This window comes from Halorubrum sp. T3 (assembly GCF_000296615.1).
In the GTDB taxonomy this organism is placed as follows: Archaea; Halobacteriota; Halobacteria; order Halobacteriales; family Haloferacaceae; genus Halorubrum; species Halorubrum ruber.
The window spans coordinates 381004-395799 of sequence record NZ_JH815330.1; the positions used below are offsets into that span (position 1 = coordinate 381004).

Genomic DNA, 14796 nt, shown 5'->3' on the forward strand with positions numbered 1-14796 from the left:
ATTCTACGAGTGTTCTTCTGTTAATTCAGTGTATTTTGAATTCACAAGATCAAAGTAGTCATCATCCATCATACGCGGATTCTCTACTTGGTGGAAGTCATTAAGAACGAACTTTACTTCGGACTGATCTAAGCCATACGCATGGAAGGCGGCAGCATCAATTTCGGATTGGATTTCACGACGCTCTTGGTTATCTGTTGCCGGTTCTATCCCTCCTAACCGCTCACGCATTCCTTCAAATTCATCTCCATAGCAGTTCAAACGAGCAGCTCGTTTGCTAATGTATTCGAACCACTCATCACCTGCGGTGAGACGAGGCATCTGCGATTCTTCAAATCGGAATGCTAGCAAGTTTTGGGCGTCTTTTGTTCTCATCAGGAAATCAAACGGAATGCTATTACAGAGCCCTAAGGCAGCGAATAGCTCTTTATCAGTAAATATCCGATCATATGCCGAATGTAAGTTACCTTCTACAGTATCTTCTTTTTGAACATTCAGCTCAAATGGACGAAGAGTATAAACAGAATCCACGGTCACACCACCGGTCGGGAGTACAGCAGAAATGACGGTTCTTTCGTTAGTGGGGTTTGATATTTTTCTAAATACAAGCCGGTACTCAGATCCATCCAGCTTGACGTCGGCATTCTCTAATTCCCTCCCCCTATTTTTCTGAAGTAAGTCATTTACAAATTGCTTCTGCGATCCTGAGCCATCAAACGCATCATAAACTGCTCGTTTCAGTTTTCTAATATTCCGTTCTCTCACCCGCTCCTTTGCGCTCTTCACGCCGTCCGTCTCTTTTTCAACGCCCCACAGTTTCTGCTCTTCAATATCATCAAGGAACTCGTTATCGTATGAGAATTGGTAGATGTTCTTTCCCTCGAAGATAGGGTAATCTCCGATTTCAGTATCTTCAGTGTAGCGATCATTATCATATCCCTTCCTCAGTTCATAATAGACATCCGCATACCAGTCACCTCCACGCTCTTCTCCGATAGGAGGCCATTGGACAATCTTCTCAATGACATCTAGTTCGTCTTTGGACCGAATATTCGGGAAACTGCGTGCTTCAGGAGAGTATTTGAATAAAATTTCCTTAGAGATATCTATCGCGTGTTCTGAGATATCACGCAGAATGTTTACATCATTCTGTAGACCAATTCCTCTTACGCTCTCAGTTGTTCCCCCTGACTTGAATACAGTTATATTAAACTTGAATTGATTGTGTACTTGAGAGAATATTCCTTTGTTCTCAAATCCGACTATTGACTGGACGGTATTGTCCTTAAGAAGATTCATGCGTAGATCCTTTCCCATCGCTCCGCTGAAAACAACGTTCGGGAGAATTAATGAGACAAAAGAACCCTCTCTGGTAAGGTTGAACACTCTCTCAAAAAAGAGAGCAGACAGGTCATTTGGAATCGGCTGTTTTGTACCACCTACAACTGGTTGCTGGAGGCTGTATTCTCCGCTCTTCTTATAATATTGTGCCTTATTTTGAATTCGCTGTTCATATTTTTCCCAGTTTTCACGTACAGATGTATCATTTAGCAGCTCTTCCTGTTTCGCTTCTTTCTGTTTGCTGGGCAAAGATGAGAAGGTCGGCTCATAATCAACGAAGAATTCATCTGGATTTGCCTGAACTTGGTCCCAAGGAGGGTTACCGATAATGACATCAAATCCACCCTCCTCGTAAACCGTGGCAAATTCTAGTACCCAGTGAAATGGGTGGTATTTCTGAATATAATCGAGATTCAACCCGTCTATATCTGCTTCCTCGAACTGCTCCAGTATCTTCTTATCCAGTTCTTTACTGTGCCTCTCAATTTTTTCTTCTGCGGCATTACGCCATTTTGCTGCTTCCTTCCCGGAGTCAGCGTGTTGGTGTTTTTTGACAGCTTCGATAACACCATCATACAGTGAACGTACGCTCTCACCTACACCGCCACCATAATTAGATAACTGCGCATCTCCGTCGTTTGCTGTTTCTACAAGCTCAGTAAACCCGATAAGCGAGTTCCCTTGCCGGATGTTGAAATCGATGTTCGGCAGCGGCTCCACCTCGCTGGGTTCGTCTTCGATGTCCGCGACCATCGAGAGCCAGAGGCGGAGCTTACAGATCTCGACCGCGCCCTCGTCGATGTCGACCCCGTACAGGTTGTTCAGGATGACCGTCCGCTTCGCGTACAGCGACGCGCCGCCCTGTCCTTCGTTGATCGTCTCTAACTCGTCGCGGGTCCGGGATTCTAACTCCCAGCCTTTCCCCTCCGCTTCGAGCTGCTGGAAGTACTCGATACACTGGATGTAGATGTCCACGAGCACGTCCTGCGCGGCGAGCAGGAACGCGCCGCTCCCGACAGCGGGGTCGAGGACGTGCGCCTCCTTCAGGATGTCGTGGTACAGCGTCTCCACGTGCTTCGTCTCCACGTTCTCGGTCGCGGCCTGCTGAGTCATCGTTCCGCCGTCCGCGACCGCTGCCTCGCCCTCGGCGGTTTCGACTTCGGGGAACCCGAACACGTCGTCGATCTCGTCGTACTCGGCGTCGACGGCGTCGTTGAGTTGGTCGAGAAGGTACGGATGGATCGTCCGGCGAGACATGAAGCCGGTGATCTCTTCGGGCGTGTAGTACGCACCCATCTCCTTCTGGTTGACCGTCTGCTCGAAGATGTGACCGAGGATGGCGGGCGAGAGGTTCTTCGGGTCGACGATGTCGAGCCGCTCGTCCACGTTCCAGTTCCACCCCGACAGGAACTCCAAGACGTCGTCGAACAGCTCGTTCGTCTCGTCGGCGGACGCGCCGAGCTTCGCGTCAGGGAACTCCTCCTCAACAGGGTTCTTCGCGAATAGCCCGCCGTTCAGATAGGGGAGGCTCCCGAAGTCGGGGTTCTGTTTGTCCTCCGCGAGGTAATCGAAGAACAGCGGCCGGTAGAAGTTCACGTACCGATCTTCTCCGTCGTCGACGACGTCGCCGGGCTGTTCGTGGAGGTAGTTCGGATTCCGGTCTAGCAGGCGCTTCTCCTGAATGAAATAGAGGAAGATCATCCGGTCGAGGATGACCTGAACGTACCGCTGCTTCGCGTCGCCGCGATCGTCGGGGATCCCGGACACCTCCTGAACGAGGTTCGTCCGGAGCTCTTCGAACTCCTCGTAGAACTCCTTGACGACCTGCTGGGTGTCGTACAGCGTGTCGTAGATCGCGGCGGAGGAGCCGTACTCGATCGAGTTCAGCTTCTTCAGCACGGTGTTCTTCTCGCCGCTCTCGCTCGTGAACTGCGCTTTGGTAAACGAGATCTTCTGGTGTTTGATGCGCCCGTGCTGCTGTCCTTCCCAACTCCGCATCCGCGTGAGGAAGGTGAACTCCTCGAAGTCGTTCGTGGCGACGAGGTTCGTGTGCCGAGAGCGGTTGTCCGGCTTGAAATCGGTCGCCGTCTCACCGGGGCCCGCCTTGACCAACACGACGAACTCGTCGTCGGCGAGCTGAAGGACAAGCTCGTTGTCCGCTCCGAGCTTCGGACGCGGCTTCAGGCCGCGTTTCTCGAAGGAGTCGGCGATATCCTGGAGGGAATCCCAGCCCGCGATATCCTTCTTAGTAATCTGCTGGACTGACATAGATATTGAGACTCTCGTTACTCGTATGAAAGTATGGGAATCCGCCACTACCGCTCCGGGCCACCGTCATGGACCACCAGTTCACCACGAACGGTGAGATTAGGCGATTTTTCACGAGCGCGACGCTGCGCTGCCGGCTTATCGGTGGCCGACACAGTTGAGAAACGTTCACAAGTTCTCTTGTCCCTCCCTCGTCCGATTCCACGAATCCCACCGATCGCCGCCGGATCTCCCCGTTTATTGGTCCGGCCGCCCAAGCGTGCGCCATGGCCGACACGATCCTCGTGCCGCTCGAACTCCCGGACCCCGAGCCGCTGTCGCAGCTGCTGATCGAGGACCTCTCGTCGCTCGACGTCGTGGTGCTCGGGCACTACGACCTGCCGGAACAGACGCCGGCCAGCTCCGCCCGCGAGCAGTTCGGCGAGTCGGCGCAGGCGACGCTCGACGAGATCGCGGAGTCGTTCGCCGACGCGGGGGCGTCCGTCCGGACGCGGTTAGTGTTCGGGAAGGACCGCGCCGCCGCGATCCGACAGGTCGCGGTCGAGGAGGACTGCGCCGCCGAGCTCGACCCCGCCCCCACGGAGGGGATCGAGCGCATCCTCGTCCCGGTCCCGGACGTCGCCGGGTTCGACCGGCTCCCGACGTTCATCCGCGTCCTGAGCGAGGACTCGACGCAGCGCATCACCCTCTTCCACGTCGTCGAGGGCGAGGAGACCCGAGAGAGCGGCGAGGCGGTGGTCTCGGAGACGCGCGAGCGCTTAGTCGAAGACGGGTTCGACCCCGACGCGGTCGACACGCTGGTCGTCGAGGGCGACGAACACGACGCGGAGATCCTCCGCGTCGCGGCCGACTACGACGCGGTCGTGATGTACGAGCCGGAGTCGAGCCTCGGCGACCGCCTCTTCGGCACGCTCCCGGACCGCATCGCGAACGAGACCGGCGACCCGGTCGTCGTCGTCGACCGCGACTACTGACCGCGCCTCGACGCGACGGTCGCGCCGCCGCGGCGGTCAGTCCTGCTTCGTCGGCGCGACGCCGTCGTCCTCCTCCCCGCGGCGAGCGCGGACGATCGCTCCGAGCGCTCCGGTTCGGTCCGTCCGCGGCCGGCCGTACGCGAAGTAGACGAGCGCACTGCCGACGATGATCCCCAACGCGCCGAGGATCGGAAACGTCCCCATCTGCGTCAGCAGGGCCAGCCCGGCGACGAACCCGAACACCTGAACGTACGGGTAGCCCGGCGCGGTGAACTCGGGATCGTAGGCGGGCATGTCCGCGACGCGGAAGGCGACGAGCGCCATGTTCTCGAACGAGAAGACGAGGATCTGGAACGCGCTCGCCAGCTTCGCGAGCTCGATCACCGGCACGAACGCGATGAGCAGCAGCAACACGACGCCGGTGAGCAGGACGGCGTTCCGCGGCGTCTTGAACCGCTCGTCGATCGTCCGCAGCGTCGGCGGCAGGAGGTCGTCCCGGCTCATCGCGAGGGGGAACCGCGACGAGGAGAGGACGCCGGCGTTCGCCATGCTCGTCAGGGCGACGACGGCGATCACGGAGATGAGCGCCACCCCGACGCCGCCGAACAACGCCCCCGCTCCGTCTGCCATCGGCGTGAGCGACGCCGTCCCGCCCGGACCGCCCGTTTTCAGCACCTCCGGATCGCTCAGTCCCACGATCGCGCCGACTACCCCGATGTACAGGACCGTCATGACGGCCATCGATCCCAACATCGCGCGAGGGAGGTTCGTCCCGGGGTCTTTCACTTCCTCCGCGACGCTCGCGATCTTGGTCACCCCCGCGTACGAGACGAAGACGAAGGCGGCGGCCGTGACGATCCCACCGTTCCCGTTCGTCGCGAAGGGTGTGTAGCGGGCGGTGTCGACGACGACGCCCGCGTTGACGACGTAGGCGAGCAGGCCGGCGACGACGACCGTGACGATGACCGCCTGGATCTGTCCGCTCATCTTCGTTCCGGAGATGTTCAGGGCCACGACCAAGGCGCCGAGCGCCAGCGCGACGTACACCACCGCGCCCTGCGAGAGCGGCGCGAAGAGCAGCAGGTACGCCCCGAGCCCGACGAGCGCGAACGAGCTTTTGAACACGAGCGAGAACCACGCCCCGATCCCGGCGATCGTTCCGAACAGCGGGCCGAGCGCCCGGTCGATGTAGAGGTACGTCCCCCCGGACTCGGGCATCGCCGTCGCCATCTCGGCTTTCGACAGCGCGGCCGGTAAGACGACGAGCGCGGCTAACACGTACGCGAGGACCACCGCCGGCCCGGCCTTCTTGTATCCCAACGCCGGCAGGACGAAGATCCCGCTCCCGATCATCGCACCCATACTGATCATCATCGTCGGGTACAGCCCGAGACTCCGATCGAGGTCGTGGTTGCCCATTCGACTATGTACGATTATTCGCCCTCACGGTTTATCACCGTCGGAATCGGCGGATATGGGCTCTCGGGAGCGCCCACCCGACCACAATGTCTCGGCGGCGGACGGCGTCGCCGATCGCGACCGATCCGACTACGAGTCGTCGCGTCGCCCGGCCGCCTCGTCGTCCTCGTCTTCGTCCCCGTCGCCGACGGTTTCCTCGACGGTTTTCTCGACCGTTTCCTCCACCTTTTCGCCGACGGTTTCTTCCACGGTCTCCTCCACCGTTTCTTCGACCTTTTCGCCGACGGTCTCCTCGACGGTCTTCTCGACCGTTTCCTCGACCTTTTCGCCGACGGTTTCTTCCACGGTCTTCTCGACCGTTTCCTCGACGGTTTCGCCGACTTTCTCCTCGACGGTTTCGCCGACTTTCTCCTCGACCGTTTCGCCGACCTTCTCCTCGACGGTTTCGCCGACTTTCTCCTCGACGGTCTTTTCGACGGTTTCGCCGACGGTGTCTTCGACTTTCCCCGTGACCTCCTCGCTGACGGTGTTGCTGACGTCGTCGGCGACTTCGCTGACCTCCTTGTTGACGGTCTCGCCGACGCTCTTTTCGACCTCCTTGCTCACCGTCTCCTCGACCTTCTCGCCGACGGTCTCCTCGACGGTCTTCTCCACTTCCTTGCTCACCGTCTCGCCGACCGTCTTCTCGACCTCCTTGTTGACGGTTTCGCCCACGGTCTTCTCGACCTCCTTGTCGACGGTCTCGCCGACGCTCTCCTCGACCTGCTTGCCGACCTGGTCCGCCACCTCGCGGGTCATCCAGTCCGGGTCGAACCGCGCCATCTTCCAGACGACGTGGATCACGTACGAGGCGAACACCCCGATCCCGAACGCGATGGCCACGTCGTTCTGCTGGGTGGTCGCGATGAGGACGATCGACGCGGCGATCAGCGCGCCGTACGCGATGTCGGTTATCGCGTCCACCCGCGCCGGACTCACCATCCTCGGCCCTCCGTTTCGTCGCCGGCCGCGTCGTTCCGCCGTCGCGTCGCGTCTCCGTTCATACGTCTACGTTCCGAGCCGACGGCGTAAAAGCCTCCCATTGTCGCCGCGCCGACCGCCGCGTCCGACGCTCCCGAGGCTCGCCGGCCCCGGAGCGCGGTCCTTTTAGCCCGGATGGCCGAACCGACGGTATGGATATCGAAGAGGGCGGACTCACCGTCTCCGTCCCGGAGGCCCGCGACGGCGCCAGCGAGGGCACCGGCGGCGGCGTCTTCTTCAACCCGACCCAGGAGCTGAACCGCGACGTGACGGTCGCGACGCTGCGCGCCTACCGCGACCGCGAGCCGCGCGCGGCCTCCTACCTCGACGCGATGGCCGCCTCGGGGGTCCGGGGCGTCCGCGCCGCGGCCGAGGGGTACGACGTGACCTGCGCCGACGTCGACGACGAGGCGGTCGAGCTCGCGGCCGCCAACCTCGACGCCAACGGCCTCGACGGCGAGGCGGTCCACCGCGACGTCAACGCCCTCCTGTACGACGAGGGCCCGTTCGACGTGGTCGATCTGGACCCCTACGGCACGCCGATCCCCTTCGCGGACGCGGCGTTCGCGAACGGCCGCAACTTAGTCTGCGTCACCGCGACCGACACCGCGCCGCTGTGCGGCGCCCACCTCAACAGCGGGATCCGGAAGTACGGCGCGGTGCCGCGCAACACCGACTACCACCCGGAGATGGGGCTCCGAACGCTGATCTCTGCCTTGGTCCGGACCGCCGCGCGCTACGACAAGGCGGCGACGCCGATCCTCTCGCACGTCTCCCGCCACTACGCGCGCACCTACCTCGAACTGGAGTCGGGCGCCCGCGCGGCCGACGACTGCCTCGACGGCGTGGGGCACGTGGACGGCTGCGAGGACTGCCTCTGGCGCGAGGCGACGCCGGGCCACATCGCCGACCCCGTCGACGCCTGTCCCGAGTGCGGGAGCGACCGCGTCCTCACGGCGGGCCCGATCTGGCTCGGGCCGGTCGCCGACGCCGACTTCGCGCGCGCCGTCCGCCGCGAGGTGACGGACGACATGGGCGAGGCGAAGCGCGCGCGCAAGCTGCTCGGCACCGTCGCGCGCGAGCTCGACACCCCTACGCACTACGACCAACACCGCCTGTACAAGGAGTGGGGCGAGCCGGCGATCGGCATGGACGAGTTCGTCGAGCGCCTCCGCGGCGCCGGCCACGAGGCGAGCCGCGCGCACTACCGCGGCACCGCGGTGAAGAGTACGGCGTCGATTCCCGAGATGCGCGAGGCGGTCCTCGGCGGCGACGGGGACTGAACCGCCTCTCGCCGTCGGCACCCTCTCGTTTTTGTCGCGGTCGGTCGAAGGGCCGGGCGTGTCCAGACACTCGCGCACCGCGTTCGGCACGGCTCGGCGCGTCGTCGACGTCGCGGTTGACCGGCAGGTGACGTTCCTCGCCGCCGCCATTGCCTACTACGCGTTCGTCTCGCTCGTCCCCGCGCTACTGCTGCTCGTCGTCGTCGCCACCGCCGTCTTCGGGGAGACGATCGCCGGCGAGCTGGTGGCTGGGGCGGGCGACCTCCTCACGCCGGCGGGCGAGGAGGCGGTGACTGCGGCGATCTCATCCGCCGGCGGTCGGACCGGCGCGAGCCTGCTCGGCGTCGCGGTGCTGCTCTGGTCGACGCTGAAGGTGTTCCGCGGACTCGACACGGCGTTCGCCGAGCTGTACGGCGTCAAGGAGCCGCCGGACCTGCTGAAACAGCTCACCGACGCCGGTTCGGTTATCCTCGCCGTGGGCGTCGGGATCGCCGTGATGGTCGTCGTCGGGGCGTTCGTCGCGGCCGCGGACGCGATCCCGGCGGTGGAGGCCGCGAGCATCCTCGTCTTACCGGGGTTCCTCGCGGTCGTCTTCCTCCCGATGTACTACCTGCTCCCCGAGCCCGACATCGCGTTCCGCGAGGCGTTACCCGGCGCGGCCGTCGCCGCCCTCGGGTGGACGCTGCTTCAGGCCGGATTTCAGGTGTACGCGGCGAGCGCCGGCCAGTTTCAGGTGTACGGCGTCATCGGCGGAATCCTCCTGCTCGTCACGTGGCTCTACCTCGCGGCGGTCGTCGTCGTGACCGGAGGCGTCGTCAACGTGGTGCTGGCCGGCCGCGACGGGGTCGTCCCCGCGAGCGGCGCCGGTCTCGGCGGCGGGGCGGCGCCGACCGACCACGCCGCGGACCGGCAGTTACAACAGGACCGCGACCGACCCACGGGTATGAACGGCGAGTCGGATCCCGATGGGGACGACGGCGAACGGCCGCGCGGCGCGCCGGACGTCGCCGCCCTCGAAGCGGAGGTCCGGGAGCTGCGGTCGCAGCTCGACGAGTTCGAGGACGACGTGGAACGCCGCACGGTCGACAAACCGGAGGTCGAGTCGGAGCTGAAGCGGTACGTGCGCTCGCGGATGCGGCGCGGCCACGCCCGCGGCTGGGGACCGTACCTCGTGTTGCTGTACGGCACCGTGCTGACGCTCGCGGCGCTGACCTCGCTTCAGGGGATCTACGCGGTCGGCGCCATCGTCGTCCTCGGACTGTCGACGCTCGGCCTCTACACGATATTCGTCGTCGTCGGCATCGGCCTCAACCTGATCGAGACGCCCGGCAAGGCGCTCGACTACGCCCGGCGCCGCGGCGATGACTGACGCGGTGGCGCCCGCACCGGCGACGACCCCGGGGGTGGCCGAGGCGTGACCGGACTCGTCGCCGCCGAGCGCGGGCTGGGCGAGTTCGTCGTCGTCGACGCGCTCCCGGAGTTCGTCGTCGTCGCCTTCGCGGCCGTCACCCACCTCGCGGACCCGTGGTTCCTCTTCGCGCTGCTCGCGGTCGGCTACTGGTTCGCGACCGAGGGGGTCGCGGGGTCGCCCCGCCGCGCCGGCGCGACCGCCATCGCGGCCGTCACCTGCGCGTACGCCGCGACGGCGCTCGGGAAGGCGTGGTTCGCGGTCCCCCGACCGCCCGGCGCGATGCCCCCCGCCGACGTCCCGACGTGGCTCCCCGCGCTCCTGTCCGGCTGGTACGAGGCGCAGGTGCTCTCGGACGGGTTCGGCTTCCCGAGCGGCCACGCCACCGGCGGCGCGGCCGCGTACCTCGCCGTGGCCCTGCTTTACGACCGGTTCTGGACGGACCGAGGCCGCTACCTCGCGGCCGGGGCGGTCGCCGTCGCCGTCGCGGCCTCGCGGGTGATCATCGAGGTCCACTACCTCGTCGACGTGCTCGCGGGGTTAGCCGTCGGCGCGGGGACGGTCGCCGTCGCGCTGCGGCTCGCCGGCGACCCGCGTGTCCGGCGCTCGACGGACCCGGCAGCGGCGGCCGGCCCGACCGCCGCGCTGAACCCCGCCCCGGCGTTCCTGCTCGCGGCCGTCGTCTCGGCCGGCGCGCTGGCCGTCGCCGTCGCGGGCGGGCACACCGGCGAGGTGGTCGAGGCGGGAATCGGGATCGCCACCGGCGCCGGCGGCGCGGTCGGCTGGCGGCTCGTCGAGGGGGACGAGCCCGCGGTCCCGGTCCGCGTCGCGGTCCCCGCGCTCGCGGTCACCGGCGGGCTCTGGGTCGGCGCGTACTCGCTCGCGGGAACGCTTCCGGTGACGCTCGTCGCCACGACCGCCGCCGTGGTCGCCGTGGTCGCGCTGCCCGCGCTGCCGGAGCGGATCGGGGCGATGAGCGGCGCCCGGAACTGAGTCGTTTTTTAAGCAGTCGTCGCGACACAGTCGCGGTTCCCGCCCGACCGCGCATCCTCGTCGACCGACGAGCGGGGCGCTACCGGGCTGCGGAAAACGGAGAGAGAACGCCGCCGAGTCAGTCGTCTTCGAGCGCCTGCGCGATGCGCTGGAGCTGCCGGGTCGCGTCGCGGACCTCGTCGCGGAGCTGGCGCACCTCGCGGACGAGCTCCTCGTTGCCGCCGTCGTCGCCGCGAGCGCCCTGCTCGCCCTGCGCGCCGGGGCCGCCGCCCATCCCGGGCGGGCCGCCCGCGCCGCCGGGACCGCCGCCGCCGCCCATCATGCCGGACATCATCTGTGCGAAGGGGTTACCGCCGCCGCCACCGCCCATCCCCGGCGGGCCGCCGCCGCCCATCATCTCTTCGGGGTCGGGCCGGTCGCCCTCCTCGCGCTCCTCTTCGCGTCGCTCACGGATCTCCTCGACGCGCTCGCGGAAGGACTTCTCCTCGCCGTCGTCGCCCTCGGCGGACGCGTCCTGTTCGCCGGCCTCGCCGTTCTCGGGGTCGGTGGCGTCGTCGTCTGCCATGTGCCACGCTTCGGCGGCGCCGCCGAAAAGGGTTGTCGTGGCGTCCGCGACGGTGCGTTTATAAGTCAGGGGCGGGCGGCGGCGACCGGACGGAGCCGTATCCGCTTCGCGACCGGGCAGCGGTCGGCCCCGCCGTCACGCGCGCACGAGGCGGTGGCAGTTCGGACACTCCGCGGGCTCCCCGTCGCCGCCGGCCACCGGGACGCGGTCGCCGCAGTTCGGACAGCGCGTCCGGGTGCGCGCGTACTCGGTGCGCGACCGGACGCCGGATCGGTCGGTGTCGTCCGTCATACACCATTGTCAACGAATACCATACAAATAGCTTACCCGTGTATTCCTAAAACACCATTTAGGCCGCGAACGGGCCGAACCCGCGTTCGCGCCGCCTACTCGTGGCCGGAGACGCGGACCGGCTCGTACGGCTCCTCCAGCCACTCCAGATCGGAGTCCGAGAGGTCGACGTCGAGCGCTTCGACCGCGTCTTCGAGGTGTTCGACGCTCGTCGTGCCGACGATCGGCGTGTCGACCGACTCCTTGTGGAACAGCCACGCCAACGCGATCTGGGCCATCTTCACGCCCCTCTCGGCGGCGAGCTCCTCGACGCGCTCGTTGACGGTCGGACCGCCGCCCTCGCGGTAGGGGTGCGCGTAGAGGTGGTCCTCGGTCTGCCCCCGGAGCGTCGCGTCCACGTCCTCGTGCGGGCGCGTCAGGTAGCCGCGCGCGAGCGGGCTCCACGGCATCACGCCGACGTTTTCCTTCTCACACAGCGGGAGCATCTCGCGCTCCTCCTCGCGGTACGCGAGGTTGTAGTGGTTCTGCATCGTCGCGAACCGCTCGTACCCCTCGCGCTCGCTCGCGTGGAGCGACTCCGCGAACTGGTGGGCCCACATCGAGGAGGCGCCGATATACCGGACGTCGCCGCGCCGCACCGCGTCGTCGAGCGCGGCGAGGGTCTCCTCGATCGGCGTCTCGTAGTCCCAGCGATGGATCTGATACAGGTCGATCGTGTCGGTGCCCAGGCGGTCGAGCGAGTTCTGAAGCTCCTGTTCGATCGCCTTCCGCGAGAGCCCGCCGGAGTTCGGATTCGACTCGTCCATCTGGAAGTACCCCTTCGTCGCGACGACGAACTCGTCGCGGTCGTACCCGTCGAGCGCCTCGCCGAGGACGCGCTCGCTCTCGCCGTCCGAGTACATGTTGGCGGTGTCGAAGAAGTTCACCCCGAGGTCGATCGCGCGCTCGACGAGCTCCTTGCCTTCCTCTTCGTCGAGGACCCACTCGCGCCAGTCGGGGTCGCCGAAGCTCATGCAGCCGAGACAGATCTTCGAGACGGTGGTGCCGGTGTTCCCGAGTGTCGTGTACTCCATACGCCGATCAGTTCGAGGCGAGACAAAAAGCTACGCGCGGCGGCGGGGATCGCGGGGAGTCGGTCGGGTCGAAAGCGGCGGCGTTCGTCGCGCGGTCGGTCGGGTCGAAGGCGCGGAGGCGTCGAACCGCTAATCCCGGAACGACGCGGTGTACACGAGGAACGCGCCGGTGAGGATGACGAACGCGAGGAAGGTGACGAGCGCGAGCACGTTCGCGACCGGCGCGAGCGAGGCGAGGAAGGGCTCGCCGGTCGAGTCGAGCACTAAGACCGCGAGGAGGGCGGCGATCAGGCCGAGCAGCCAGTTCGTGAGGATCTCGTCCATGGCTCGCCCGTCACGCGGGGTCGACAAAAAGCCGCGGATGCGGCGGCGGTGGGGAGATCGGAGACGACGGTCGCCGCGCGCGGCGTCGGAGCTATGCCGCTGGCGTCCCTGAATCCCGTCGTGAGCGACCGGACGACCTGCTGGCTGCTCGGCGACCAGCTCAACCCCGACCTCGATGTCCTCGACGCGGCCGACGACGTGCTGCTGATCGAGGCGCACGGGTTCGCCGACCGGAAGCCGTACCACGCCCACAAGCTGACGCTCGTGTTTTCGGCGATGCGGCACTTCCGCGACGAGCTCCGCGAGCGCGGCCGCGACGTGACGTACGTGCGGGCCGAGTCGTTCGGCGAGGGGCTCGACGAGTTCTTCGCGGATCGGGAGACGAGTTCTCCGGGCGACGACGACCGCCCGCACCTGCGGCTCATGCGACCCGCCAGTCACGGCGCCGGCGAGCGGCTCCGCGAGCTGGTCGCCGAGCGCGGTGGGGCCCTCGACCTCGTCGACAACGAGCTGTTCTGGACGACGCCGAGCGACTGGCGCGAGTGGGCCGGCGAGGAGGGGACCGAGATCGATGCCGACGGCGCCGCCGACCGCACCTACCGACAGGAGAACTGGTACCGGCACGTCCGCCGCGAGACCGGGGTGTTGATGGACGGCGAGGAGCCCGTCGGCGGCGAGTGGAACTACGACGACCTGAACCAGGAGACGCCGCCCGACGACTGGGAGCCGCCCGCGCGGCCGACGTTCGAGCCGGACGCGCTGACTCGCGAGACCCACGCGTGGGTGTGCGAGCGGTTCGACACGTGGGGGACCGACTCGCTCGACGGGTTCGCGTGGCCGGTCACCCGCGAGGCGGCGCGCGAGGCGCTCGACCGGTTCGTCCGCGACGGGCTGCCCGCGTTCGGCCGCTACGAGGACGCGATGGTCGGCGGCGAGCCCTTCCTGTCGCACTCGCTGCTCTCGCCCGCGATCAACCTCGGGCTGCTCGACCCGCGCGAGCCGGTCCGGGCGGTCGAGCGCGCCTACGCGGAGCGGGGCGTCGAGCCGGGCGCGTACGATCCCGAGGAACGCGGGGAAGCGAACGTGGCGGCGACGTCGCTCGACGACTTCGACGGCGGCGAGGCGGACAGTGAAGACGAGGCGGGTGAGGCCGGAGCGGCGGCGGACGAGGAGCCCGCACCCGTCCCGCTCAACGCCGCGGAGGGGTTCGTCAGGCAGGTGATCGGCTGGCGGGAGTTCGTGCGCCACGTGTACCGCGAGGCGATGCCGGAGCTGGCCGACGCGAATCAGTTGGAGCAGTCGCGGGAGCTCCCGCCTGCCTACTGGGACGGCGACACCGACATGCGGTGTCTCTCCGAGGCGGTCGGCCACGTCCGCGAGTTCGGCTACGCCCACCACATCGAGCGGCTGATGGTGCTGTCGAACTTCGCGCTCGTCTACGGCGTCGACCCCGCGGAACTGAACGAGTGGTTCCACCTCGGCTTCGTCGACGCCTACCACTGGGTGACGACGCCGAACGTCGTCGCGATGGGGTCGTTCGGCACGGACGTGCTCTCCTCGAAGCCGTACGCCTCCTCGGGGAGCTACGTCAACCGGATGAGCGACCACTGCGCCGACTGCCGGTACGCCGTCTCGCGGACCACGGGCGAGGGCGCCTGCCCGTTCAACGCGCTCTACTGGGACTTCCTGAAGGAAAACGAGGAGACGCTGCGGGGCACCGGGCGGATGGGGCTGATGTACTCGCACGTCGACGGGAAAGACGACGCGGAGTGGGAGTCGATCCGCGAGCGCGCGGATCAGGTTCGCGAGCTGGCGGCCGACGGGGAGTTGTAGTCTG

General features: G+C 65.7%; 12 protein-coding genes. 5 read left to right on the top strand and 7 right to left on the bottom strand.

Going from position 1 to position 14796, the window contains the following annotated elements; translation table 11 throughout:
- Window positions 1-3: 3 nt before the first annotated feature.
- Window positions 4-3609: an Eco57I restriction-modification methylase domain-containing protein gene (locus tag B378_RS0110945; RefSeq protein WP_017343827.1), complete on the bottom strand. Its 3606-nt coding sequence runs from the start codon at window positions 3607-3609 to the stop codon at window positions 4-6.
- A 266-nt stretch (window positions 3610-3875) separates the two neighbouring features.
- Between B378_RS0110945 and B378_RS0110950 the strand changes: the two genes are divergently transcribed.
- Complete coding sequence (locus B378_RS0110950) at window positions 3876-4583, top strand: universal stress protein (protein WP_017343828.1); 708 nt, start codon at window positions 3876-3878, stop codon at window positions 4581-4583.
- A gap of 36 nt (window positions 4584-4619) precedes the next feature.
- Here the strand turns inward: B378_RS0110950 and B378_RS0110955 are convergent, their stop codons facing one another.
- Complete coding sequence (locus B378_RS0110955; RefSeq protein ID WP_017343829.1) at window positions 4620-6002, bottom strand: APC family permease; 1383 nt, start codon at window positions 6000-6002, stop codon at window positions 4620-4622.
- A gap of 129 nt (window positions 6003-6131) precedes the next feature.
- Window positions 6132-6983: a hypothetical protein gene (locus B378_RS0110960; protein ID WP_017343830.1), complete on the bottom strand. Its 852-nt coding sequence runs from the start codon at window positions 6981-6983 to the stop codon at window positions 6132-6134.
- A gap of 191 nt (window positions 6984-7174) precedes the next feature.
- Here B378_RS0110960 and B378_RS0110965 point away from each other — a divergent pair, with 191 nt between their 5' ends.
- Genes B378_RS0110965 through B378_RS0110975 form a run of 3 tightly spaced genes read left to right on the top strand, consistent with a single transcriptional unit; the run spans window position 7175 to window position 10706 of the window.
- Window positions 7175-8305 (top strand): tRNA (guanine(26)-N(2))-dimethyltransferase, encoded by a 1131-nt coding sequence (locus B378_RS0110965; RefSeq protein WP_017343831.1) that lies wholly within the window; start codon window positions 7175-7177, stop codon window positions 8303-8305.
- Window positions 8306-8363: 58 nt separating this feature from the next.
- Window positions 8364-9674 carry a YihY/virulence factor BrkB family protein gene (locus B378_RS0110970; protein ID WP_017343832.1) on the top strand — a complete coding sequence of 437 codons (1311 nt, stop codon included), beginning with the start codon at window positions 8364-8366 and terminating at the stop codon, window positions 9672-9674.
- A gap of 45 nt (window positions 9675-9719) precedes the next feature.
- Window positions 9720-10706: a phosphatase PAP2 family protein gene (locus B378_RS0110975; RefSeq protein ID WP_017343833.1), complete on the top strand. Its 987-nt coding sequence runs from the start codon at window positions 9720-9722 to the stop codon at window positions 10704-10706.
- 118 nt (window positions 10707-10824) lie between these two features.
- Here the strand turns inward: B378_RS0110975 and B378_RS0110980 are convergent, their stop codons facing one another.
- From B378_RS0110980 to B378_RS0110995, 4 genes are all read right to left on the bottom strand, one after another.
- Window positions 10825-11271, bottom strand: coding sequence for a hypothetical protein (locus tag B378_RS0110980; RefSeq protein WP_007345428.1), 447 nt, complete (start codon window positions 11269-11271; stop codon window positions 10825-10827).
- A 135-nt stretch (window positions 11272-11406) separates the two neighbouring features.
- Entirely contained in the window at window positions 11407-11562 is a 156-nt protein-coding gene (locus B378_RS17110; protein ID WP_017343834.1) for a hypothetical protein, read from the bottom strand.
- Window positions 11563-11657: 95 nt separating this feature from the next.
- Window positions 11658-12635, bottom strand: a complete 978-nt coding sequence (locus tag B378_RS0110990) for an aldo/keto reductase (protein ID WP_017343835.1) — start codon at window positions 12633-12635, stop codon at window positions 11658-11660.
- Between the two features lie 129 nt (window positions 12636-12764).
- Window positions 12765-12959 (bottom strand): hypothetical protein, encoded by a 195-nt coding sequence (locus B378_RS0110995; RefSeq protein WP_004597383.1) that lies wholly within the window; start codon window positions 12957-12959, stop codon window positions 12765-12767.
- 120 nt (window positions 12960-13079) lie between these two features.
- Here B378_RS0110995 and B378_RS0111000 point away from each other — a divergent pair, with 120 nt between their 5' ends.
- Window positions 13080-14792, top strand: coding sequence for a cryptochrome/photolyase family protein (locus B378_RS0111000; protein ID WP_026046263.1), 1713 nt, complete (start codon window positions 13080-13082; stop codon window positions 14790-14792).
- Window positions 14793-14796: the final 4 nt, after the last annotated feature.

What these genes read in the sequence shown, in the direction of transcription:
- B378_RS0110955 (WP_017343829.1), bottom strand. Translation starts at nt 6,002, where the DNA reads ATGGGCAACCACGACCTCGATCGGAGTCTCGGGCTGTACCCGACGATG.
- B378_RS0110945 (WP_017343827.1), bottom strand. Translation starts at nt 3,609, where the DNA reads ATGTCAGTCCAGCAGATTACTAAGAAGGATATCGCGGGCTGGGATTCC.
- B378_RS17110 (WP_017343834.1), bottom strand. Translation starts at nt 11,562, where the DNA reads ATGACGGACGACACCGACCGATCCGGCGTCCGGTCGCGCACCGAGTAC.
- B378_RS0110990 (WP_017343835.1), bottom strand. Translation starts at nt 12,635, where the DNA reads ATGGAGTACACGACACTCGGGAACACCGGCACCACCGTCTCGAAGATC.
- B378_RS0110960 (WP_017343830.1), bottom strand. Translation starts at nt 6,983, where the DNA reads ATGGTGAGTCCGGCGCGGGTGGACGCGATAACCGACATCGCGTACGGC.
- B378_RS0110965 (WP_017343831.1), top strand. Translation starts at nt 7,175, where the DNA reads ATGGATATCGAAGAGGGCGGACTCACCGTCTCCGTCCCGGAGGCCCGC.
- B378_RS0110995 (WP_004597383.1), bottom strand. Translation starts at nt 12,959, where the DNA reads ATGGACGAGATCCTCACGAACTGGCTGCTCGGCCTGATCGCCGCCCTC.
- B378_RS0110950 (WP_017343828.1), top strand. Translation starts at nt 3,876, where the DNA reads ATGGCCGACACGATCCTCGTGCCGCTCGAACTCCCGGACCCCGAGCCG.
- B378_RS0110980 (WP_007345428.1), bottom strand. Translation starts at nt 11,271, where the DNA reads ATGGCAGACGACGACGCCACCGACCCCGAGAACGGCGAGGCCGGCGAA.